At 45.0% G+C, this 22,446-nt stretch carries 17 protein-coding genes; 8 read left to right on the top strand and 9 right to left on the bottom strand.

Features of this window, described 5'->3' with window-relative positions:
- Positions 1–150: 150 nt before the first annotated feature.
- From DN752_RS05960 to DN752_RS05950, 3 genes are all read right to left on the bottom strand, one after another.
- On the bottom strand, positions 151–1,368 hold the full coding sequence (locus DN752_RS05960; RefSeq protein WP_112783102.1) for a PepSY-associated TM helix domain-containing protein: 1,218 nt from the start codon (positions 1,366–1,368) through the stop codon (positions 151–153).
- An 83-nt stretch (positions 1,369–1,451) separates the two neighbouring features.
- Positions 1,452–2,681: a DUF4374 domain-containing protein gene (locus DN752_RS05955; protein WP_112783101.1), complete on the bottom strand. Its 1,230-nt coding sequence runs from the start codon at positions 2,679–2,681 to the stop codon at positions 1,452–1,454.
- Between the two features lie 12 nt (positions 2,682–2,693).
- Positions 2,694–5,066 (bottom strand): TonB-dependent receptor, encoded by a 2,373-nt coding sequence (locus tag DN752_RS05950; RefSeq protein ID WP_112783100.1) that lies wholly within the window; start codon positions 5,064–5,066, stop codon positions 2,694–2,696.
- A 345-nt stretch (positions 5,067–5,411) separates the two neighbouring features.
- Between DN752_RS05950 and DN752_RS05945 the strand changes: the two genes are divergently transcribed.
- The 7 genes from DN752_RS05945 (at position 5,412) to DN752_RS05915 (ending at position 15,677) form a co-directional block, all read left to right on the top strand.
- Positions 5,412–5,975: an RNA polymerase sigma factor gene (locus DN752_RS05945; protein WP_112783099.1), complete on the top strand. Its 564-nt coding sequence runs from the start codon at positions 5,412–5,414 to the stop codon at positions 5,973–5,975.
- A 91-nt stretch (positions 5,976–6,066) separates the two neighbouring features.
- Positions 6,067–7,041, top strand: coding sequence for a FecR family protein (locus tag DN752_RS05940; RefSeq protein WP_112783098.1), 975 nt, complete (start codon positions 6,067–6,069; stop codon positions 7,039–7,041).
- A 127-nt stretch (positions 7,042–7,168) separates the two neighbouring features.
- Complete coding sequence (locus DN752_RS05935; protein ID WP_112783097.1) at positions 7,169–10,588, top strand: SusC/RagA family TonB-linked outer membrane protein; 3,420 nt, start codon at positions 7,169–7,171, stop codon at positions 10,586–10,588.
- A gap of 11 nt (positions 10,589–10,599) precedes the next feature.
- Positions 10,600–12,267: a RagB/SusD family nutrient uptake outer membrane protein gene (locus DN752_RS05930; RefSeq protein WP_112783096.1), complete on the top strand. Its 1,668-nt coding sequence runs from the start codon at positions 10,600–10,602 to the stop codon at positions 12,265–12,267.
- A gap of 252 nt (positions 12,268–12,519) precedes the next feature.
- Positions 12,520–13,767: a YdcF family protein gene (locus DN752_RS05925; RefSeq protein ID WP_112783095.1), complete on the top strand. Its 1,248-nt coding sequence runs from the start codon at positions 12,520–12,522 to the stop codon at positions 13,765–13,767.
- A 505-nt stretch (positions 13,768–14,272) separates the two neighbouring features.
- Entirely contained in the window at positions 14,273–14,782 is a 510-nt protein-coding gene (locus DN752_RS05920; RefSeq protein WP_162633133.1) for a hypothetical protein, read from the top strand.
- A gap of 31 nt (positions 14,783–14,813) precedes the next feature.
- Positions 14,814–15,677, top strand: a complete 864-nt coding sequence (locus DN752_RS05915) for a hypothetical protein (RefSeq protein ID WP_112783093.1) — start codon at positions 14,814–14,816, stop codon at positions 15,675–15,677.
- Positions 15,678–15,810: 133 nt separating this feature from the next.
- Here DN752_RS05915 and DN752_RS05910 read toward each other — a convergent pair whose 3' ends face one another.
- From DN752_RS05910 to DN752_RS05885, 6 genes are all read right to left on the bottom strand, one after another.
- On the bottom strand, positions 15,811–16,809 hold the full coding sequence (locus DN752_RS05910; RefSeq protein WP_112783092.1) for a DUF6695 family protein: 999 nt from the start codon (positions 16,807–16,809) through the stop codon (positions 15,811–15,813).
- Entirely contained in the window at positions 16,776–17,501 is a 726-nt protein-coding gene (locus DN752_RS05905; protein ID WP_112783091.1) for an NRDE family protein, read from the bottom strand. The genes DN752_RS05910 and DN752_RS05905 overlap by 34 nt, the downstream gene beginning before the upstream one ends.
- A gap of 139 nt (positions 17,502–17,640) precedes the next feature.
- A complete protein-coding gene (locus tag DN752_RS05900) occupies positions 17,641–18,174 on the bottom strand; it encodes a DinB family protein (RefSeq protein WP_112783090.1) in 534 nt (177 codons plus the stop codon).
- Between the two features lie 139 nt (positions 18,175–18,313).
- Entirely contained in the window at positions 18,314–18,550 is a 237-nt protein-coding gene (locus DN752_RS05895) for a zf-HC2 domain-containing protein (RefSeq protein WP_162633132.1), read from the bottom strand.
- A gap of 42 nt (positions 18,551–18,592) precedes the next feature.
- Positions 18,593–19,180, bottom strand: a complete 588-nt coding sequence (locus DN752_RS05890) for a sigma-70 family RNA polymerase sigma factor (RefSeq protein ID WP_112783088.1) — start codon at positions 19,178–19,180, stop codon at positions 18,593–18,595.
- Between the two features lie 885 nt (positions 19,181–20,065).
- Entirely contained in the window at positions 20,066–21,397 is a 1,332-nt protein-coding gene (locus tag DN752_RS05885; protein WP_112783087.1) for a rhamnogalacturonidase, read from the bottom strand.
- A 615-nt stretch (positions 21,398–22,012) separates the two neighbouring features.
- Between DN752_RS05885 and DN752_RS05880 the strand changes: the two genes are divergently transcribed.
- The gene (locus DN752_RS05880; RefSeq protein ID WP_112783086.1) at positions 22,013–22,270 is read left to right on the top strand and encodes a hypothetical protein; all 258 of its coding nucleotides are present in this window, start codon (positions 22,013–22,015) and stop codon (positions 22,268–22,270) included.
- The last annotated feature ends 176 nt before the right edge of the window (positions 22,271–22,446 follow it).

The following is a 22,446-nucleotide window of genomic DNA, read 5'->3' as shown; positions in this document are numbered from 1 at the left end:
AGTGGCCTGTCCCATCGGATGTCGGGATGAGCTGAAGGTGTATGACAATCAGTTGGTTTGGACGTGTGAGCCTAGCACCGCTACGGTGTACCTTGTTTAACCGCCCCTAGCTGTTAGGCTGTATTACGGGTTCAAGAACTCATTGGCGTATTATGCGGGCACTAGCGTTCTTCTTTGTTGTGTCGCTTTTTGCTTGGACTTTGCCTTATTCTTTCGCTTTTTCTTCTCCTTTCCCCACCAGATGATAAAACCCGTGATGGGCAGGCTGGCAGAGATGATACATACCAAGAAAGCAATGATCTTGGTCCATATGCCGCCGATGATTCCTAGATGGAGGTCGTAGTTGAGCTTCATTAGCTGGTCTCCACCATTTGCGTTAGAGAAGGCCGGATCTTTTTTTAGTAGGTTTAGACTTCCTTGCTCGAAATGATAGTTGCGGCTCTGGAAGGTATTGATAAGGCTAGGGTTTACTTGTAGGTTCCATACTCCAGCTGCTCCCCGAGGGTAAAAAATACTGAAGCGGTTTTGAGCTGGATCCAGTCCACTTTTTAGCAGATTAGCTATCAGGATATCCTCATCTACTTGTCCTTTTGGAGAGACTAGTGTGGTATCCGAGTGCAGGCGTTCAAACACCTCCGTTTCGCCACCAGAAGCAACCCAATACGAGGTGTTCCTGAACCACTCCATGCCATAGACCATTCCCGTAAGGGCCAGGACCAATGCAATCAATAGTGAATAAAAGCCCACTACATTGTGTAAGTCGTAATTGAAGCGTTTGGGAGTGGCGGGCCATTTTACCTTAAAGCCGGCGTTTTTGGTCGCCCGTGTCCATTTTTTTGGCCACCAGAGCACCAGCCCGGTGATAAGCGCAATGACAAAAATCAAGGTGCTATAAGCCACGACGGGCTTGCCTATTGATCTGGGTAGCCATAGCTGATAATGCCCCATCAGCATAAATCTGAAAAAATCATCGTTTAACTTTCGGTTATGAAGGACTTCCCCAGTGTAAGGGTTTACCAAGGCCTGTTGGTAATTCGAACGATCCTTATAGTAGGGAATCATGGCACTTCTGCCTTCTCCTCGGTACATGACACCATAGACCGACGGCCAGCCATATTTATCCTTTACTGCTGTGGCAAGTTGTGAGGGAGGCAAGAGGACTTGGCCTTCTTGCTTGGTGACTTTTTCTCGGGAGGCTTCCAAGGCCAATCTGATTTCCTCTTCAAATGTCAACAGTGCAGCCGTCAAGCTGATGATGACCACCACGATACCGGAAGCCAAGCCCAACCAAAGGTGCAGCCACGCAGATATGCGATAAAAAAGTGAACGGTTTTTCTTTGTGTTTTTATGCGGCTTAGATGGTTTCATAAGGTATGTGGAAAACAGGGGATGGGTGAAAGGGAAAGCTGCCAGAAAATGTAATCCCTTTTCTGGCAGCTTATTGAGGTCAATTATTCAGCAACATCCAGTTTGCTGATGGCCGTGATCGTGCCACCTTCTACTTTGAGGCCTTGTGTGGCCGTGGCAGCATTGGCATCCACTTCATATACCCAGCTTCCTTGTTCAGTGGTGAAGCCGATATAAGCGGTGTTGCCGTCCATCAGGGAATAATTATTAGTGGTGACTCTTAGGACAGATGCAGCATCAGGGGTGCCACTTACCCATTTGAAAGATTCCTCATATACGTCCACGATGCCCAGTCTGGCGCCAGTGGTATAGGCACCCTTTTCGTTGTGCATATTTACGACAAACTTACCGTTGCCCAGGTAGGTTTTGTCAGTGACATGGTAGCCATCAGCCACCTCTTCGATATTGAAATAGTAACTATCATCAAACTCAGTCTCTCCGGCTTTGATCCTTACAAATGCAGATGGGAGGGAAGATGATGCATCTCCATTGGTAGTGGCTACACTGGAGGAGAAAGCATAAACATCTCCATTTTCTACTTCGGTAAGGCCTTCGGTAAAGTAGCGGCCGATATAGCTGGTCCTGTCGTCTTTAATGACTTTTTCGAGTTCCATGGAGGGGTAGTCATAGACGGCCACCCAAGCACTGTCGGGATTATTGGTGCCAAAAGTATCGTCACAGCACCCCTTGATGCTCATATATGGGGCAAATACCTTGTCCCCCACTTGGGTAAGCCAGGTGAAATGAGCCCTTTCTCCATTGTTTGCTACGTCGACTACATTGGTAAGCCCATCATTGGTGATCTGGAGCAGGTCGGTGTCCAACTGATACCAAGTCGCATCTTCAGCACCTGATCGAGGGATTTTCATCATCAATAGATCGTCGTCGATTTCGGCAAATGCCTGAACGGTTTCAGCCTGAAAGTCGGACAACTTTGCCAATTCTCCTTGGTTGTTCAGCTGATAGGTGGTCACAGCACCGGGATTGCCCTGACCGTAAAGCAAGCTGAAGAACTTGTTGTTGATAGTAATGTAATACCGATAGGTCCCATCCTGCTCGATGCCGTTCCCTACCGTACTGATAGTACCGGAAGTAAGGGATTCTGCCGTAAGAAGGTAATCGGCTACGCCGTCAGAGGCTGTTGGCGTGGAAGCAATGACAAACCTTTCCGAAACATAGCCTGGACCGTCAGGTCCATCGTCGTTGGTGCATCCCATTAGGGTGAAGGCCGCTAGCGCACTGGCTCCTAGCCAAGAGTTCAATTTTGTTTTCATAATTTTAGGTAATTAATAAATAAAATATCTGATTTTTCCACTGAAGTTTCGTCCCGGTTTTTGCAGGCTGAAATTGTCGTACAGTTTACTGTCAAGGATGTTTCGGCATTCGGCAGTAAACTGGAAGCGATTGTTATTGCCGAAGGTGTAAGTGACATTGATATCATGGCTGATTTGCTTGGGAATATCCAGTTTGTCACTTCCCAAGCTTGGCCAGTAGAGGTAGAATGCGTGTACATACAGCAGGTTATAACCGATCACCACATTTTTTTGCTCCCCCAAGACATCATTGATGGTATAGGAAGCGTTGGCATTGCCAAAGAGATAGGGCATATTGGGAATCCGGTCTCTGTATACCACACTTTCCACGGTTTGTCCTTCGTCAAATTTTGTATTGTTCCGAAGATTTTGATAGGTAAGATTGGCTCCGATAGTGAAGTTTTGATTGTGCAAATACCTGACATCCATTTCCAGTCCTGCATTGGTCACATTGAAGAGGTTGTCCATTACCTGCATGGATTGGTTGGTGTTTAATCGGGCGCGGATAAAGTCCCTGGCATCCCGATACAGTAGGTTGGCGTCGATCTCCAAGCGCTGATCTGGGGTCCATGTTTTGTTATAGAAGATACCCAAGTTATAGTTATAGCTGCTTTCTGGCTTTAGGCTTACATTGCCTTCTAGGTTGACCATATCCCCAAAAAGCTCCTGGGGCTCGGGAAGGCGATAGGTCTTTTCTGCTGAGGCCTTAAGTTGGACATTGGGGTTGACAAAATAAGTGGCAGCTAGGCCATATCCAGTATAGTTGAAGTCCTCGCGCGTATTGATATATGCCACATCTCCATAATCCCCTGTTGGGTTATAGGCCTTGGCAAAATAATTGGATTGGTAATACTGTTTCCCAAAGACAGCAATGCTAATATCAGCATTGGGCTGGTAGCGATATCCTAAACCAAGTATGTTTTTCATGGTCTCTCTAGGCTGTTGGTAGCGGTCTTGGTCTGGAAAGAGCGGGTCGCTTCCTTGCCTGCTAAAGGAGTTGAAGGTATTGCTTAGCGAAAGGGTATGTGCTTCATTGATGCTATAATCTGCCGCAAAAGACCCTACCGCATTATTGTTTTGGTATTTGTACATGGAGTAACTCCTTTCCCCTCCAGGTGTGTCGTACTCCCGGTATTGCTGAAACCAGTTGTACCTACGGTGTACCGTGTCGATGTTTTGTTCTGTGCCCAAGTTATAATTGGCATTCAGGGTTACGTTAAGTCCTTTGGTAAAAAGGTCTGTTTTTTGGTATTTAAGCGTAGGCATGATAATGCCCCCTTTGCGGTGCCAGTCACCAAAGACACTTACCAGCCGTGCTCCAGTTTGGATTTCTTTGTACATTTTGCCCAAAGTAATCCCAAATAGCAATCGGTCTGCATAGGATTTGTTTTGGACACCTATCTGGGTGATGAGGGTTTCGTTATGGTATTGGTCATTGAAACGCCTTACCGTTTGCTGAGGATAATACTGGCCAGTGTTGATGTCGGCCACATCCACGGTGACCTTATAGTCATTGTCCGAGTAGTTTTGGAAGGCATTCATCTCGATGGTAAACCCTGATGGGGCCACATAGGCGGTGTTGATAGCGGTTCGGTGCGTGTTGAAGGAACCATAGGAATAAGAAGCGTCCAGAAAACTCTTGACGGATTTTCTCGTGACGATATTAATGGCTCCACCAAGGGCGTCCGCGCCAAGGCTTACGGGAACCACCCCTTTATACACTTCGATCCTTTCGGCCAGGTTGATGGGGATATTATTGAGCTGAAAGGATGAGCCGAAATTATCCATGGGGATTCCGTCAATGAATACCTTTACTTGTCGGCCTGTAAAACCATTCAGTGAAAGGTTCATATTGGACCCTACGCCACCCGATTCCCTGACACGAATGCCAGATACTCTGTCCAAGGCGTGCCCAAGATCCAGGTTGGTATTGTATAATTTTTTGGCGTCAATGACATCGACGTTAAATGCCTTTTCTTCAATCTCCTGAATGATGGACTTGCCGGTGACGGTCACTTCCGACAGGTCATGCTGGGACTCGGATAGGGTGATTTTTAATGCAGGTTGATGGGCCTTTAGGGTAAAGGTCTCCCGATGCGGTTCGAAACCCAAAAATGTACATACCAATGTGTATGTCTCATTAGGTTGTCCTGAAAAATCAAACTCCCCTTCTGCATTGCTGACCGTGCCCTTGTTTGAGGAGGTTTCGCGAACCAAGACTCCCGGGAGGGGATTTCCCGAAGTGTCGGTGATTTTACCGGTGATTTTTACCTGTTGTTGCGCTTGTAATAGGCAGCATACAAAGGCAAAGAAACAGCCTGTCAACAATATTTTTTTATATTGCATAGCTTTTTAATTGGAGAATTAAGAAGTAGTATTTTGAAGAGCCATGCAGTGGCAGCTGCGTGGCTTCTTTTTCTTTTACTTATTTAGATTAAGTTTAAATTAACGCAAAGGTATTCTAAAACATTAAATTCGACTAACCATTCGTCAACAATCTTTATAGATTTTGTCAATAGGAAAATGAATTCAATACTGAATTTTTTATGAGCAAATGAAGAAATTATAATCAAACAGCTTATCACATACTGTTTATCCAAAACCTCCTTGGTGACTTAATCAAACCTTAACCCCATTTTTTCGCTTCTTATCAACCGTTTGACTTGTTTTGGTGGATACTTATTCCCCCGTATGAAGCTGCACAGCGATGAACAATTGTACCAAAAAGTGAGACAGGCAGATCACGAAGCCTTTGATCAGCTGTTTGACAGGTTTTGGAAGCGTTTGTTTGAATATGCCTTTAAGATGCTCCAGGATCGGGAGCAGGCCGAAGATGTGGTACAAGAGGTATTCGTCCAATTGTGGGAAAATGCACCCAAAAGGGAAATCCAGCATCTTTCGGGGTATTTTTTTCGGGCCGTGAAATACCAAGTGGCCAATGTCATTCGAAACCAAAAATGGCATCTTGACTGGAACACTGTCCAGCTCGAAGATATCTTGGTGACTGATGAACCAGAAGTAGGCCATAACGTGGTGTTACTGAAGGTAGTGGAGGAGCGGATCGAGCAGCTTCCTCCTAAGTGCAGGGAGGTTTTTTACCTGAGCAAAAAGCACGGCTATACGGCTAAGGAAATAGCCGCCAATCTTAATATCTCCCCAAGGACAGTAGAAGGACATTTGCAAAGAGCATTGAAATCTCTAAAGGCAGATTTGGAGCATATGTATATCTTGGTGTTAATTTTTCTTTACCTCTAGATCGTTAAAATTAAGCTTTCATTAAGTTGATTTTTTGAGCAGGTATTTCTAGTCGTCCAGGTTACTGTCTTGCAAAAGCACAAAGAGAGTAATGAACAAGGAAGATTTCAGGAGGTTATTGTGGCGCCAGAAGGAAGGCAAGACCAGCACGGAAGAAGACGGGCTGATCCAGCAGATATGGACAAGGATACATGATGGTCAAGCGCCCTTCGGATGGGAAGAGGAGGAGGAAGAGAGCGTGGGGAAGCGCATTCAGGAGAAAATCCATTCACGCATCCAAGTAGAAGAGGCTGTTCCAACTACTGTGTTCTGGAAGTTGATGAAGGTGGCAGCAGCAGTATTGGTATTCCTTATTGGAGGGGCGGGGCTATGGTACCTTTCCTCAAGCGATGCTCCAGCTACTCCACTGATCGTAAAGACCACAGGTGCTGGCCAACGGGCCAAGATCACCCTGCCCGATGGCAGTACCGTTCAGCTAAATGTCAATACCACCTTGACGTATCCTCAAGAATTTGGCGAAGGGCTGCGGACAGTAAGCTTGGAAGGAGAAGCATTTTTTGAGGTGGAGCGTGATACTGTCCGTCCATTTTTGGTACGGTCGGAAGGGCTCGAAACCAAGGTGCTGGGTACTTCCTTTAACGTAAATGCCTATAACGGGAAGCAAGAAATGGTGACCGTCAAAAGCGGAAAAGTACAAGTCTCTCAGCATGATTTACCTGATAACAGGGTGCTCTTACTGCCCGATGAGGCGGTGGTTTTTGACGGGGCTACAGCATCCTTGTTGAAGCAGCCCTTTGATGCGGACAAGGTTATCGGCTGGAAGTCTGGCAAGCTGGATTTTGATATGGTACCTTTTGATGATGTAGTGGCCACATTGGAGCAGTATTACCATACCGACATCATACTGAAAAATTACGAGGATGGTAGCTGCATGATCAAGGCAGCCTACCAAAACAACGGCCTGACCTTTATACTAAGTGGGCTCCAGTTGCTGGTAGATTTTGAATATGAAAAACAAGCTGATGACAGCATTGTCATTACCTATAAATCATGTAGAAAATCCTAATCATCTATGCCTATGTGAAATCCCGATTCCTTTCCTGAAACCAATAAAAGTAGGCCGGACTGCGCCAACAGTCCGGCCGAGACCGGGAAAAGTTCCCGGAGATTTTGAGAATTTAACAACTAAAACTATGAAAATTAATTTACGCAAACGAATTGTGCTATTAAGTAAACACACATTTCGGGTTTTTATGGTGCAGGTGCTCTTTATGCAAGTGCTCTTCGCCAACCCGTCCAATAGTCAGAACCTTTCTGAGTACCAGGTGAGCCTGAAGGCGAGCAATGCTACTCTTCGGGAGGTATTAGCCATGCTGGAGGAGCAGACTGATTTTGAATTTGCCTATAATCAGGCTGTAAACCGTTCCAAGGAGCAGATCAATCTTCATATGGAGGCAGATCTGCGCAAAGTACTCAAAGCGATTACCGAGCAGTGTGACTTTCAGTTCAGGAGGGTAGAGCAAAATATCTATGTGACGGCCGTAGATGTCCCTAACCCAGCCCGAGCAGTGGTCGAAAAGGAAGACAAGGAAATCCGTGGCCAAGTAGTGGATGCTCAGCGAAATGAGCCGATCGTAGGCGCCACGGTGATCGTGAAAGGAACCTCCCAGGGAACCGTGACCGATCTGGATGGTAATTTTTCCATTGATGTCCCTGAGGGAGCTGTTGAACTGGAGGTTTCCTTTTTGGGGTATGAAGGCAAAACCGTGACAATCGGTAATCAAAGCTCCCTGACCATCTATCTACGTGAGGAAGAGGGATTGCTGGAAGAAGTAGTCGTGTTGGGTTACGATAGCCAGAAAAAGAAAGACCTAACGGGGTCAGTGTCAGTGGTCAATGTGGATGAAATGAAGAGCCTTCCGTCCGCAAGTGTGGAAAATATGCTTGCAGGTCGGGCACCCGGTGTACAGGTGCTTTCCGATAATGGCCCTGGTGGTAATGTCACCGTCAGGATTCGGGGATTTGGTACTGTAAACAACAATGATCCGCTGTACATCATCGATGGTACGCCTGTGACCAATGGCCTGAATACCATCAATCCGCAAGATATCGAATCCCTTCAGGTGCTCAAGGATGCGGCTGCATCCTCTATATACGGATCTAGGGCTGCAAACGGCGTGGTGATCATTACCACTAAAAAAGGCCGGTCGGAAGAGACCAAAGTGACTTTCGATGCTTATGCAGGGGTACAGCAGGTATTTAATTTACCCAAAATGCTCTCAGCCCAAGAATATGGGGATAAGCTTTGGGAGGCTTTTGAGAATGATGGCAAATCCCCTACTAGTGATGTGTATGGTGCTGATCCGAATGGCCCCGTAATACCTGAATGGCTAGATGATGAACAGACATTGCCTTCTGGAGACACTGACTGGGTGCAGGAGATTTTTCAAGCGGCTCCCGTCCAATCCTATAACCTTACCTTGTCCAGCGGAGGAGATAAGGGAAGTCAGGTGTTTACCTTAGGCTATTTCAATAAAGAAGGAGTAGTGAAGTACACGGGATTTGATCGCTACTCTGCCCGGTTCAATGCAGACTATAAAGTGAAGGATTTTCTTAAAATCGGCCATAATTTCAATGCTTCCTTGACCCAGACCAATGATGTGACCACCAATAGCGCATTGGGGAGTATAATCTATAGTTCCTACCGGTTTCCGTCCATAGTGCCTGTGTATGATATCAATGGGGAGTTTGGCGGTAATCCCCTAAATGACGGTGCCAATCCTCTTGGGAGCCTTTACCGGGCCAAGGACAACACCAAGAACAGGATAAAGTTAATGGGCAATGTGTTTGCAGATGTGGCCTTGACCGAAGAGTTGTCTTTTAAGTCCAATCTCGGACTGGACTATGAAAACTACAACAGAAGGGCTTTTTCTCCGATGTACGACGAAATGTTATCCCAAAATGTAGTCAACAGTCTGTCCGATAACAGCTCTTTTTATTATCAAATGGCATGGACCAATACCCTGACTTATAATAAGGTGTTGGGAGATGGTACGTTGAATGTGCTGTTGGGACAAGAATCCATCGAAAATTATTATGAAGCCAAAGGTGCTTCAAGGCAGGAGTTCCTTTATGAGGACAATAACTTTCATTATCTCAATTATGGCACCGAAAACCAGCAAAATTCAGGCTATGCGAGCAAGTGGAATTTATTGTCATTCTTCGGTAAGGTAAACTACAATTGGAAAGAAAAGTACTTGGTCTCGGTGACCTTGAGGAATGACGGGACCTCCAGACTATCCAATAATAAATGGGATATTTTCCCAGCTTTTAGTGCAGGATGGAGATTAAGCAATGAAGACTTTTTGAACCTTGGGGACAATGTCAACGAACTGAAAGTAAGAGCTAGTTGGGGACAGGCCGGCAACCAGCAGGTGCCTTCCTATTCTACGTTGGCCAGTTTTCAAAATAACATCACTTACTCCAACTATGCCGTGAATGGCAGTCAGGAAAGTGTAGGCATCGGGCTAGTCGAAACCCGGGTAGCCAACGAAAACCTCAACTGGGAAATTACTACCCAAAGCGGTGTCGGTGTAGACCTGAGCATGTTTGATGAGCGGCTTCAGGTCACGGCAGATTATTATAACAAAGTAACGGATGATTTGCTTATTTACGCTCCGATTCCCCCTACTTACGGCGGTACCAATGACGGCTCTTGGATCAACGGCGGAAAAATGAGAAACAGGGGTTTTGAACTGGGAGTCAAGTATAATGGAAACGTGGGCAACCTCTTCTATACCACTGGATTGAATTATTCATTCTATAAAAACGAGTTAGTCGAACTGGCAGATGGAGTGGATTATTTGGGGATTCCGAGTTCTTCCCTTCATAGTGTTAATTTCGGTCAGGAAGTTTCCCGTACTATGGTGGGACAGCCTATCGGGACTTTCTTTGGCTATGAGTCCATGGGGATATTCCAAAATCAAGAAGAAGTGGATGCCTACGGAGCACAGCCTGATGCCCAACCAGGTGATTTGAAATTTAGGGATATCAATGAAGACGGGGTGGTCGATGCAGATGACCGGACGGCCATTGGTTCGCCACACCCAAAAGCCATTATTGGCTTCACCACCAATTTCTACTATAAAGGGTTTGACCTGGGCTTGTTCTTCAACGGCGCCTTTGGCCATAAGATATATAACCTTACCAAGTATAACAATACGTTTTTTAACCAGTCCGCCTATAACAAGTCCGAGGAAGTCCTGAACGCTTGGACACCGGAAAATACCGATACGGATATTCCAAGATTATCCTTGGATGATGAAAACCAAAACATCAGGCCATCATCGTATTATTTGGAAAATGCCAGTTATTTCAAATTGAACAACCTACAGGTAGGCTATTCACTGCCAAGCCTAATGGGAGGTGATTTGGAAATGAGAATTTATGGTCAGGCTTCCAACGTGTTTACCATCACCAGTTATTCCGGAATGACCCCAGAGATCGGCCTCCAAAATTACTCCACCAATAACCGGAATTTGGATATCGGGGTAGACCGGGGGATTTATCCTCCTTCCAGAACATTTACGCTTGGGTTTAATGTGAAATTTTAAGATGACAAGTCATGAAGATTAAAACAATAAAAATTGCTTTCAATGCACTTATGCTCGGTGCTGCTTTCGGTTTTTACGGATGTTCCGAATACCTGGAGGAGGTGCCTTATGGTGAAGTAGCTCCAGATGAAATGAGCAAAACTGAAAATATAGAAAGGGCCATTATAGCTTCTTACAGCATCCTGAATGGTCAATTTGACGGTGCTTCGAGTGCTTTTAATTCTCCCGCATCCAATTGGAGTTTTGGCGATGTAATGTCCGATGATGCCTATAAAGGCGGAGGCGGTACAGGTGACCAAAATCAAATCCATCAGATGGAGATCTATAATATCAATCCTACCATTACGGATATTAGCCGTAAGTGGCTGGCACTCTATGAAGGTGTGAAGCGATCCAATTATGCCCTTCGCCTTTTGTTGGAGAGTGAGGAGTTTGATCCTGAGCGTAAAAGTATCAGGGAAGGCGAATTAAGGTTTTTGAGAGGTCATTTCTATTTTGAGCTGAAGAAGATCTATAATAATGTTCCATTTATAGATGAAACTTCGTCCACTGTGGATGATTACTATGTAGGCAATAAGGAGCTGAATGACGAAGAGCTTTGGGGAAAGATAGAAAGTGATTTTAATGCAGCTTTTGACCTCCTTCCAGTAGATCAGGCTGATGCTGGTCGTGCTACCAAGTTTGCTGCCAAGGCTTACCTGGCCAAAACTTACGCCTTCCAAGGAAAGTGGCAGGCGTGCCTAGAGGCTGCCGATGAGGTAATTGCCTCCGGCAAATATGCCCTTTTGCCTGATTTCCGTGAGGTGTTTTTGCCTGAAAATGACAACAGCGAAGAAATTATCTTTGCCGTTCAGCACTCTGTCAATGACGGAGAGCCGAGCAACTACAATGGAAGTATCGGTGACCGCCTCTCAGCCCCGGGAGGACCGTATTATCCTCAATATGGTTTTCATAGACCAAGCCAAAACTTGATCAATAGTTTTGAAACCAATGAAAACGGCTTGCCTGTTATGGACGGTGAATTGGCTAGTGGGGATTATATTGACCTGAGACTGGACCATACCTTGGCAAGGCCGGGAATTCCTTATTTGGATCTACCGGTACTTTATGAAGCTTCTTGGGCGCGGGACCAAGCTACTTATGGACCGAATAGCCCCAAAAAGAGGCTTGTATCTGCCCTTTCTGAGTTTTATGTCCAAGCTTGGCCTTATGTTAATGCCCTGAACTATTACGTCATAAGGTATGCCGATTTATTGCTGTGGAAAGCAGAGGCGCAAGTGGAATTGGGAGATTTGGAAGGAGCTCGGGCCACAGTGAATTTAGTAAGGGGAAGGGCAGCGCAGAGTGCTGCTGTTACCAAACTGGATAGCGAGGAACCTGCCGATAATTATCAATTGTCCACTTATGACCAGCCCTGGACCAGTGCGTCAGCCGCCAGGGAATTGGTCCGATTGGAAAGACGGTTAGAACTGGCCATGGAAGGCCATCGCTTTTTTGACCTTGTACGGTGGGGTGTAGCTGCCGAGACGATGAACGGTTATTTTGAAACTGAAAAAGAAGTCAGCTCCCATCTGGTAAATGGAAGGTTTGTGGAAGGAAAACACGAGTACTTTCCTATTCCCCAGATTTATTTGGACATCATGCCTGAGGAAGAAGTAGAGCAAAATCCAAATTACTAACACCAACAACAAAGGGCTGTCTCCCAAGCATGGTTTCTGGCCAGTGAGACAGCCCTAGTGTCAAGTCAACGTTTAAATAACGGGTAAGGCGGTAGTGGATTTTGGACTTGGTCAAGGCACAAAAAACGCCCCTAGCCGTAGCTAAGGAAGTCTTTTTGTAACACAGAGATAGGCCAAAAGACGCACCGGATTACATGTAGGTTTAGGTTTGACTTGACACTATTTTATTAACCGATAAATTGTCATGAGATTATGAAAACGTCAGGAATAATAGTGTTATTGTTTTTACTGTCCCATTATGGGTGGACCCAAACTGGCCCAGACAGGTCATACCAGCCCATAAAAGGAGCATCCTATACCCAATCAAAAAATGTGTATCTGCTAAGTCTCATAGAGGCACTGCCAGAAGTAAGGAGAATCATCGAATCGGATACGGTGCTTTCCAAGGTGTCCTCTTCCAAAATTTCTGAACTGGCAGCGACTTTAGAAGACTGCGGAAGAGATGGGGCGTGTTATCCCCGGCCAATGCCCTTTACCCCTGAGGAGATGGAGACGATAGCAGGAAGGTTGGAGAAACTGGCCCAAAACCACCCAGAGCTGTTGGATTTGGTTGCTGGACATTTAGTCCCTTCTGGAATGTACCAGCAGCAAGCGAGCAGCGATCCTGTTGAGTACCTAGCAAATGCCTGGAGACTGGATGCTTCCACTATCAATCATATCATTGGTGTCTATGCCATGGGGAAAGCACCGAATTACCCGAACATTGATTCGCTTGGAATGGACTTGGGCAAGTACAGCTACAAGGCCAATATCCAGGGCCTAAATGAACTGACCTATGCCCAGTACCAAAAATCAGAATTGTTTTTTGAGCCGTCCTTGGGGTATGCCATGGATGCTTTGGCGATGGCGAGAATGGAGCGGGCAGGGGATTTTGAGCCCATGACAAAACATGAAAACGAAGCAGCTTTTCGTCAGGCCAAAAGGACAAAGTGGGAGGTGTATGAGTACCCGTTGATATTGATCCCAGGAGCAGGAACGGACAACTATCTCGATAGTATTAGTTCCGGGGGCGTATTGAGGTGTAAATTGGCCGCATTGGAATTTGAAAAAGGCAGGGCGCCATTTATCATGGTGTCCGGTGGGTATGTCCACCCTTATAAGGTACAGAAAAATGAAGCTGTAGAAATGAAAAGGTACCTGAGGAAATTAGGTGTTCCCGAGTCGGCCATCATCATAGAACCCCATGCACGGCATACCACCACTAATATGAGAAATGCCGCTAGGATAATGTTTCGGTACGGATTTCCCATGGACAGGCCATCCGTTACCGTAACCACTCCCGCCCAAAGCCATTTTATAGAAAACATGCTGGAGAGGTGTATGCGGGAATTGGGTTACCACACCTATACCAATGGGAAGAGGATATCCAACACCATATTGGAATTTAACCCTTCCATCATGTCCCTTCAGATAGATCGCGACGAGCCACTGGATCCTTAGTCCCAAAAATTAATGCTGGTTGGATCAGAAAAGAGCCGTGTTAAAAGGGACCTTCGGCAGATATTAATAAACTGCGGAGTGACCCGTTGTTCCGACAGCTGTGCTGCGGAACCACTAGCATTGAGTTTTTAACTCAATACCACGACCCTGTTGGGTTACTTTATCCACTTTCCATTACCAAGCTAATGCCCCTAACTGGTCATCCCTTCCGACGCAGTTCCTGCCTTCAAATTACGCCCAATCCTTGACAGTGCTTGTTCCGACTACTGTACGGAGACGGTTTTTAAACCGAACTTAGGCTATAAAAGAAATAAGATTCATGCTTCCACCTTTTCACTTACTCCAAAAAAAAAAAGTGGTGTTTTTTCAGATTTAAAATGTGTTTTTCACCTAAATTATATTATTTTTATTAGGTGTTAGGTAGCTTAAGTGTGTGGAGAAAGATGAATAATGTAATCTTTTTAATGTCTGTGTCACCAACAAACTGTTTATATAAACCAATATCATGAGAACTGAAATTAAAGTATTCCTTGTCGTTTTCGTACTCTTTACGGGGATGACTATAGGAGAGGTCAGGGCACAAAGTGTTAGCGTAGAGCCTATTGAGATTCTTGAAAAGGGACTGTTCAAGAAAAAGGTCTACAAAAAATGTGGAATTGAAATGGAACCCATACAGCTTTTTAAGCTGTTCAGGGATGACCCAGGGATGCAGGATTATGTGAAGCCGCTAGGGAAAAACTTGTTGATGTCCACGTTGTTGACTGCGACTGCAGGAGTGCTGGTGGGGTATCCTGTGGTGGATTCCTTTAGCAAGGACAGTGACCCTAACTGGACCTTGGCCTATATTGGGGCAGGTTGTGCCCTTCTATCGATTCCATTTACCAAATGGTTTGATAAAAATGCCAAGGAAGCCATTGATTATCATAATGCTGGGTATCAGTCCGCCACTTCCTATCGCCCGCAATTAAACGTTCAGTTCAACGGGTATGGACTTGGTCTGGCCATGAGATTTTGAAATTATCTGATCCTAATAAAACAAAAATGCTATGAAGTTGTCAATTAACCTGCTGATTGCGGCGATGATGGTAATGAGTCTGACTATATTTCATCTCGAAGCTATAGCACAAGAAGAAAAAAATGATGTAATCGTGAAGTTGGATGGTTCCAAAATGGAAGGAAAAGTGACCAGTATTGGCTCCAGCTCTATCAAATTTAAGTATGCTGGAGAAGACCTTGAGTATGAAGTGAACAAGGACGAGATCAATAAGATCGAGTTTGCCAGCGGAAGGACAGAGACGATCAATGAACCGGCCGCTCCAAGCGCCGTTCCTACGGCTTCCCAACGTCCAGCCTCCACCCCTGAGGACCGAAGAAACAAGCTGGCGGTGCTGCCGTTTCAGATCATTACCAATGATCAAGGGATGATGGTGGATGCCCTCCGGTCAAAGGCGCAGAATGAATGTGCCAACTCATTCAGAAAAAATACTTCTTTGATCTCCGTTCAGGATCCCATGATTACCAATTCGATCTTGGAACAAAACGGGATAGATGGCCATCACTTGGCAACAGCTGCCAATCCTCAGGAAATAGCGGTATTGCTAGGTGTAGAGTATGTCGTGTTTGGAAGTACAGATATCGAAAATAAAGGGGCGGTTACCACGGGAAGTGCTTATTCTACCGAGAAGGAAAAGGAAAAAAACAGAAAAGAAACCAAGACGACTACCTATTCGGGCGGAAGTGCGACTACCACCATCAATTATGATTGTAGCGTTTCCTTGAAGGTATTCAGTGACCAAGGCAGCAATGTTTATGCAGACAGCAGGGAAGCATTTGGCAATGACTCGGATTCTTATGTAAACTCACTTAACTATATGGTCAAAAGAACTCCTTGGGGCAAGAAACACAAATGATTTTTGGCTCGGGTAAGTAGCTGATAGCCAGATAGGATCAAAAAGTAATGGGATTAGCCCTTTGGTGTCTGATGTGGTTGTCTATGTGCTTGTCAAAAGGGGATGCTGTTTTTATACGTGTTGGAATGTGGGGCTAAAAGCCTTTGCCCTGAGAAGAGTTGGTTTTTGGGACTGTATTATCGCTATCTGCGCTCAAGGGTAGAAAGACAACTTCTCGGGTAGACTGGGTGAGGATGATTTGCCCGTAGTGACTGGGGTAAGCTACCTTAAAAGGTTGATTTACGTAAAACGGTAGGTTTTGGGCTTTTTGATAGACATCCTGAAACTCTAAAACTCCTCCGGCCGAATACCTGCTGATCAGGAATCCATTTTCACATTGTTCGATATGAAACCAGCTTCCGGCCCCTTCACCACTATGCCAGTGGGCATTCTTTGGAAGTGTGTTAGCGTAGGGAGGTGGTAGCAATGTCTCGCTTAGGTTGATGTGTTGAGGAAGTGAAGAGGCTATTGCGTTTTCCGTTATCAAAGGAGCTCCAACGGCATGAACATTGGTAGCAGGTGTTGGGGTGATGGAATAGGGGAAAGTAAGTTTTATTCGATGCCACAAAAAAGGTAATCCGGCCAAAAGTACCTTTTGGACAAAGCGCGAGCAATTGCTGCCTTGCGGGACAAATGGCCCATAAGGGAGAGGACTTTTCTTTTGAAGGTTGATTGCTTTGGAGAGGGCTTGGGGGAGAGATATTCGGCTTACTGAAGCATGCAAAGGCCCTGATCCATGACAACTTTCATTTTCGGAAAGCTCCTCTAAAATGGCGTGGAGGTTGTGGATGTGGTCACCAATGATTTGAGCGGTCTGGAGGATAGTAAGTTCTGGATCAGTTTCGGCACTTCTGACACGGCCATGACCAAAAGGAGCGTGGTACCTCCCAAAATCAAAATAATGGCATTTTCCACTTTCTGGACAGATAAGGACAATCGCCGCATGACCTGCTTTATAATAGCCATTTTTGTTAAAACCAGCCCATTTCATGATAGGGTCATACCATGCACCAGCTTGTTTGCAATAGGTGTTGGGCCATGCCAAGACAAGGGCAAAACCTAGTGTACGGTGGAGAGATTGTTGCTTTTCCATTGAGTCGTTGAGATAGTAGCTTTTTCTAAGTCTCTAAAGGTTAATGAGCCGTGGTTTCCTTGTTTTCTGAACTGCGTAAAACTGGTGGTCTTGATGCCGGAAGGACGAGCCATGAGGATGTCGTTCGTGGCATCCATACCGTGGGTAGATAGATGAAAATCTGTAATGTTAACGTCCTCCGAAGCCCGGTTTTTATGAAGCCATTGGGTAAATGCGCTCTCCCTTTCTTTACGGACAGGAGGAGGGTAAAGTGTGGCTGATGACCAGATTTTGGCTTGATCGGAAGGTAATTTATTAACGGTTATTTTCTTTTCGTCCCAACGTATTTCTGAGAGGCCTGTTTCATTGATATCTATCAGTGTGAAAGGGGCGATCCCGTCAAAATTGTACTCGTTCACGAAGGCCTCCAATGCTGGGGAGTTAAAGCTCTCCACTAGCATTTTTCCCCTGCTTTTTCGATAGTTGGGTTTTTTGATGTGATTTTCGAAGGCACCGTTTAGCAGGCACCGGACTTCCAGTTGTTTGCTGACCGCTAGCCATGAACCTTTAGAGGTCGGCTCATAAGGAAATAGTAATGGTGCCGCGCCAGGGCTGTGCCACATCGGGGGCAAGGCCGCTCGATGTGTGAGCTCGTCCCTATTGGAGGAGAGGACAAAGCCGCTAGGTAGTGGTATATAGGTGACAGTGCACATGGTCTTTAATTTAGGATTTTGAACCTGGTTTATGCATTAGCAATCGTTATCGCCTGTCCGCTATCGGGAAGGTTTGAAACTGCAATAAAATCAGGTTGGTTGCTGATAGAGGCATCCATCGTGGCGGATCAGGCCGCGACTAATGCATATTCTGGGTTGAAGTTTCTTGAAGTTGGTTATTGTTTCTGAAAGTAGCTGGAGCCATGCCAAAGTGATCAGGAAGATGGATGTCAAGCTTTAGTTCTTTCATACCAATCTTTATCAGTGCTTGGTGGTGGATGCTATGCTCTAGGTTATAGGCCAATTCCCTAAAAAGGGAAGTGTCAAGGGTATGGTGGCAGCTGTCATCGGTAATGTCAAAATTGGCGATGAGTTTAAGCGGGGCATCTTCTTTGAGTTGTTTCAATTTATGAACAATGGCTTCGAGTAGCTTAATGGCTTCAGAAGGAGCGTATTCCAAGAAACTGACTCTTTTGCGGTCATCATAGCTAAAGGTGCTGTTGTCCTCCGAAAACAAAAGGCATTGGTAAAATTCCAGAATATGGCGGACATGTTGGCCAATCGACGCACCGGACAGTATGGAGCAAGGTCGCCTGTATTGGTCTGGAGATAACTTTTCCAGTAGTTCGCTGATCTGGGACAAGTTTTCTATGCATTGATTAGGTAGTTTCATTTCATGTAAAATTTAGGTGGGACGGTGCCGAGAAGTGCTCTGTAGATAAAAAATGAATTGCTCAGCAGTGTGTTGTCCATGGTTCGTTCATTGTATGTTTATCGAGAAATTAGACGAGCAGATAAATAATACCTGATAATTAATCTGAAGCTGCTATTTTTTTTATGATTTCTTTCTTGGCATTATCCGACAAGGTAAAGGTACGCGTTGGTGTTTTTGACGATTGCGCCCAATTGCTGATGATTCTCTCCAGCGCCTTGCTTTGTCTGATATAGGCCTTGCAGGCAGTACACATAAAGAGGTGCATTCTCATTTGGAGTTTTTCACGCAAATTCAATTGGGTGATGCGTTCTTTTTCCACCAGTTTTGTAGTCATTTTACAGGACAATATGATTTTTTCCATTAACCGCATAAGGGATCATTTAAACGTTGAAAACCATTTTTTTTCAAGGCATTTTTTGAGCAATAGCTTTGACCGATGGATAATCTGCCAATAATTGGACGTGGAAACTCCAAGTTCCTGACAGATTTCTGCTGTTTTTTTTTGCAAATGGAATTTTGAAACCAACGCATGGTGCCAATTTTCGGGCAAATCATTCAAACAACTATCCATGACTTGGCGAAATTCAGGATTGTCCAATAGGTGTTCTTCTTGCTCCCAGGCTTGTTCCAGACCGTTTTTGGTCCAATTTCCGTTGTTATCGAAAAGTCCATCTGTTATTTTGATACAGTGATGATAGTGGAGGTCACCGGTTTCCTTGTTGGTGCTTTTTCTGTAATGGTCTATGATTTTATTGTTCAAGATGCTGAATAACCATGTTTGAGGGCTGCTTTTCTCCTCAAAACTGGCAAAGGACTTTAATGCCGATAGGAAGGTGTCCTGAACCAGGTCTTCCGCTAGTTTACGATCATTGGTTTTGTGAAATGCCCATGAAAATAAGTTGTCTCCAAAGTGGTAGACCCATTCCGCTACTGTTTGGCGTGCATCTGATGGTGACTTTTCCATGATCAAAAAATAGTATGATAGGTTAATGCATATTCCGAGTTAAACCAAGTTAAAGGTAATTAATTCCCGCTAAATGTCAGTGCGTATCATGTTTTCTTCTAGGGCAAACGCGTTTAGTGTTTTGAAGGGAAACAATTTTCGTGTAGGCATAGCTATCATCCGTGCCGCTGGCACTCCTTCGGGAGGTTGAGGAGAGCTTAAGCTCCTGCGGATGAATCCGCAGGTTACAAAATTCATCGTGCCGCTGGCACTTAGCCCCGATTTGTACATTGGAAACCGCAGTAGCCTAGGGTCAAGTCAACGCTTAAATGACGGGTAAGGCGGTAGTGTATTTTGGAGGAGGTCAAGGCGCAAAAAACGCCCCTATCCGTAGCTAAGGAAGTCTTTTTGCAACGGAGAGATAGGCCAAAAGACACACCGGATTACACGTAGGTTTAGCTTGACACTAGATTGCCGAACGGCTGGATGGGCTGAAAGAATGATTAGTTGATTTGGTTGAGGTTAAACCCTGAATAGGCGTTAGCAACTGAGCATCTTGCCTCATCCGCCTTTGGCGGAGGGTCATATAGAAGGTGCAGGTGACAACCTGCACCAAAAATGATAACACACAAAAGGGTAAGTTCCGTAGGAACGGCAGATATAAATGCAAATAGGAACATTTTTTTTTAAATGCGTTTGCTCTGTGTTTTCTTCTAGGGGAAATACAACTGAAAAAAATAGGGGCTTAAGCCCCTTCAGAAAGTAAAGATAATGTTGGGCCACGACTCGGTCTGGCACCGCCTGTATTTGCTTAACCAAATGGAATTGGGTAAAAAAGATCGGGTCTCTACACAGTACCGTCTGGCATGATGGTGAGTGGGGGAGACTTAGTATTCATCCGACAGGCTACTCGACTTCTGTCTTCCCATTGACCTTAATGTCTTTCAAAGTAAGCGGTTTTATATAGTCCAAACGGAGGTCTTGTGCCGAAGGAAGAGTGAGGTTGATATGCTCCATCGTCACACCGGAGATGAGGTATTGTTCAGAGGCTTGGGTATTGAATACTTTTTTGCACTCTAGCTCGATGTTGCGAAATGCAATGTTGCTTGCAGAGGAATGCTTTATACCTTTTTCGCCCTTTAGGTCAAAAAACTGTGTCCAAGGTTTGATATAAAGCATGTTTGCCGCATTTCCCTTGATATCCTCGACGAGGATATGTTCGTATTTTTGAGGGGTGTCAGGTCGCATTTTTAGCCATAGTAAGCGAGTGGCATGGGAGACTTTAGTCCTTCTGAGAATAATGTTTTTATTATGAATGGATTCACTTCCACAGGTCAAGGCACTATGGCAATAACCAAACTCACAATCCTCTATGATGATATTATAATTGCCACCATTATCGGGGTTTTTGTCCGCATTGGGTCCCTTGCCTCCTTTAAGAGCAATGGCATCATCATTGACAGACATGAAACAGTTTTTGACCAAGACATTTTTGCAGACATCCAGGTCAATAGCGTCAGAGCTAGGGGCTTTGGCATTCGCCGGTTTGTGGGGAGCATAGATGTACAGGTCCAGTATTTTTACATTTTCACATTTGTAGTAATGGGAGGTCCAAAATGGTGAATTGATCAGGCTGATGCCAGATACTTGGATGTTTTTACTGTTGGAGATATGAAGTAATCTGGGTCGCATTTCGTCCAAATTGGTGCAATCTGGATTGAATTTTCTCCTGAGCCAAAAAGCTTTCCAGTACCTCAGTCCGTTTCCGTTAAGTGTGCCTTTACCGGATATGGTAAAGCCATCCAGCCCATCTGCATTGACCAAGGCTGCAAAGTACTTTCTGTTTTGCCCTTCTATGCGTGTATCGAGAAGTTCAAAATGGCTGATGTCATCACTGCCTTTTAGGACAGCACCTTTTTCCAGGTACAAGTGGGTGCCTTGTTTAAAAAACAGCGAGCCACTAAGAAAGGTGCCTTTCGGAATGATGACCACTCCGCCGCCTTGTGCATGGGCCTGGTCTATGACGCCCTGGATGGTCTCGGTCTGCAGGGCCGCACTGTCTTGAACTGCACCAAAATCGGTGATGCGGTAATGCTGGCCAAGGGTATTGATATCAGTAGGGGTCGTATCCCTGAACCATTCTGGTATGGGAGATCCATCTGGAAATAGGTCTTCTTGGGCTAATGCCGGGCTCAAAGAAAGAAGGAAAAGGACCAGTGGGATGAGAAGTGTTCGCATAATATATACAGCTGTTTTGACAACCTAAGAATAGGTTGGTTTTATGTTGAACCCAGAATATGCATTAGCCTATCTGCGCCACGGTGCACAGGTATTGTGACATGGTCCGCTGCGGCGGACACTCACACCTCCAAACCAGCTGATTTTCTTGTGCTTTCAGCTCTTTCAGACATCCGCTGGGGCAGGCTATCACGATTTCTAATGTATAAACCGGATTGAATGAAAATAATATGGAGGGTAAGATAAGTGATTTTCTTCGGTCAACAGTGCTGTATTGTTATGGTAGGATCTTCGGAATAGGTGGGAGGTTGTTTTATTCTTGCTTTATTGGTGGGCAGGTATTGCGTTTGCCTTAAGCGGATTTGCAAAGCTCCTTTTGGTAAGGTATGGGAATCGTTCAAAAATTTCACGAAATTACGAATCGTTTTTGGCTGGTTATCGTATAAGGAAAAGTGTAGTCAAAAAACTTTTTGTTATGCTGTTGAAGTGTAATTGGATATCACGACTGGTTCATTCACCGCCCCGTTTTGCTTGGTTTTATGATCTTGATTGGCGGTAGGGTATATTATTGGCCTACCGGTAATGATAATTTTAACCATCAATACAGAAATTACTATGAAAACATCTTATCTGGATTATTATAAATTAATATTGGAAAAGGTGCGTTTTGATGATAGGCTATGGAAAAAAGAATATCAAAAAGCCTTGGGAATACTAAATGAGCAAGAAGCTAATGAATTGCGAAATTGGGCCTTGGAATCGAATATGCTAAGAGAGCCGCTCATGAAAAAGGAGCGTGAGAAACCGGCCCTTTATAATAGGCATCGTGGTTATATAACCCGAAAGCTTAACAGTGAAAAAGCCGTCCACTAGTATGGGTGGCTTTTTTTCAGTTTATTGCTCTTTCACCCTAAATCTGCGCCACGGTGCATAGGTATTGCGATTTGAAATTACTTTAAAATTAGTCGCTTCGCTTTAGTTTTTTGGTTCTACCTGGCAGCTAGACCATAGCTGTCAGTTTCAGCGACTATCAGCACACCAACTGCCAC

Origin of the sequence: Echinicola strongylocentroti (assembly GCF_003260975.1) — a bacterium.
GTDB lineage: Bacteria > Bacteroidota > Bacteroidia > Cytophagales > Cyclobacteriaceae > Echinicola > Echinicola strongylocentroti.
Note: the sequence above shows the minus strand (reverse complement) of the source record. Positions and strands in the feature narration are given on the sequence as shown.

Excerpts from the sequence above, each read along its gene's own strand:
- DN752_RS05900 (WP_112783090.1), bottom strand. The coding sequence starts at position 18,174 with ATGAAACTACCTAATCAATGCATAGAAAACTTGTCCCAGATCAGCGAA.
- DN752_RS05940 (WP_112783098.1), top strand. The coding sequence starts at position 6,067 with ATGAACAAGGAAGATTTCAGGAGGTTATTGTGGCGCCAGAAGGAAGGC.
- DN752_RS05950 (WP_112783100.1), bottom strand. The coding sequence starts at position 5,066 with ATGCAATATAAAAAAATATTGTTGACAGGCTGTTTCTTTGCCTTTGTA.
- DN752_RS05945 (WP_112783099.1), top strand. The coding sequence starts at position 5,412 with ATGAAGCTGCACAGCGATGAACAATTGTACCAAAAAGTGAGACAGGCA.
- DN752_RS05895 (WP_162633132.1), bottom strand. The coding sequence starts at position 18,550 with ATGACTACAAAACTGGTGGAAAAAGAACGCATCACCCAATTGAATTTG.
- DN752_RS05910 (WP_112783092.1), bottom strand. The coding sequence starts at position 16,809 with ATGGAAAAGCAACAATCTCTCCACCGTACACTAGGTTTTGCCCTTGTC.
- DN752_RS05905 (WP_112783091.1), bottom strand. The coding sequence starts at position 17,501 with ATGTGCACTGTCACCTATATACCACTACCTAGCGGCTTTGTCCTCTCC.
- DN752_RS05920 (WP_162633133.1), top strand. The coding sequence starts at position 14,273 with ATGAGAACTGAAATTAAAGTATTCCTTGTCGTTTTCGTACTCTTTACG.
- DN752_RS05925 (WP_112783095.1), top strand. The coding sequence starts at position 12,520 with ATGAAAACGTCAGGAATAATAGTGTTATTGTTTTTACTGTCCCATTAT.
- DN752_RS05885 (WP_112783087.1), bottom strand. The coding sequence starts at position 21,397 with ATGCGAACACTTCTCATCCCACTGGTCCTTTTCCTTCTTTCTTTGAGC.
- DN752_RS05880 (WP_112783086.1), top strand. The coding sequence starts at position 22,013 with ATGAAAACATCTTATCTGGATTATTATAAATTAATATTGGAAAAGGTG.
- DN752_RS05915 (WP_112783093.1), top strand. The coding sequence starts at position 14,814 with ATGAAGTTGTCAATTAACCTGCTGATTGCGGCGATGATGGTAATGAGT.
- DN752_RS05890 (WP_112783088.1), bottom strand. The coding sequence starts at position 19,180 with ATGGAAAAGTCACCATCAGATGCACGCCAAACAGTAGCGGAATGGGTC.
- DN752_RS05960 (WP_112783102.1), bottom strand. The coding sequence starts at position 1,368 with ATGAAACCATCTAAGCCGCATAAAAACACAAAGAAAAACCGTTCACTT.
- DN752_RS05930 (WP_112783096.1), top strand. The coding sequence starts at position 10,600 with ATGAAGATTAAAACAATAAAAATTGCTTTCAATGCACTTATGCTCGGT.
- DN752_RS05935 (WP_112783097.1), top strand. The coding sequence starts at position 7,169 with ATGAAAATTAATTTACGCAAACGAATTGTGCTATTAAGTAAACACACA.
- DN752_RS05955 (WP_112783101.1), bottom strand. The coding sequence starts at position 2,681 with ATGAAAACAAAATTGAACTCTTGGCTAGGAGCCAGTGCGCTAGCGGCC.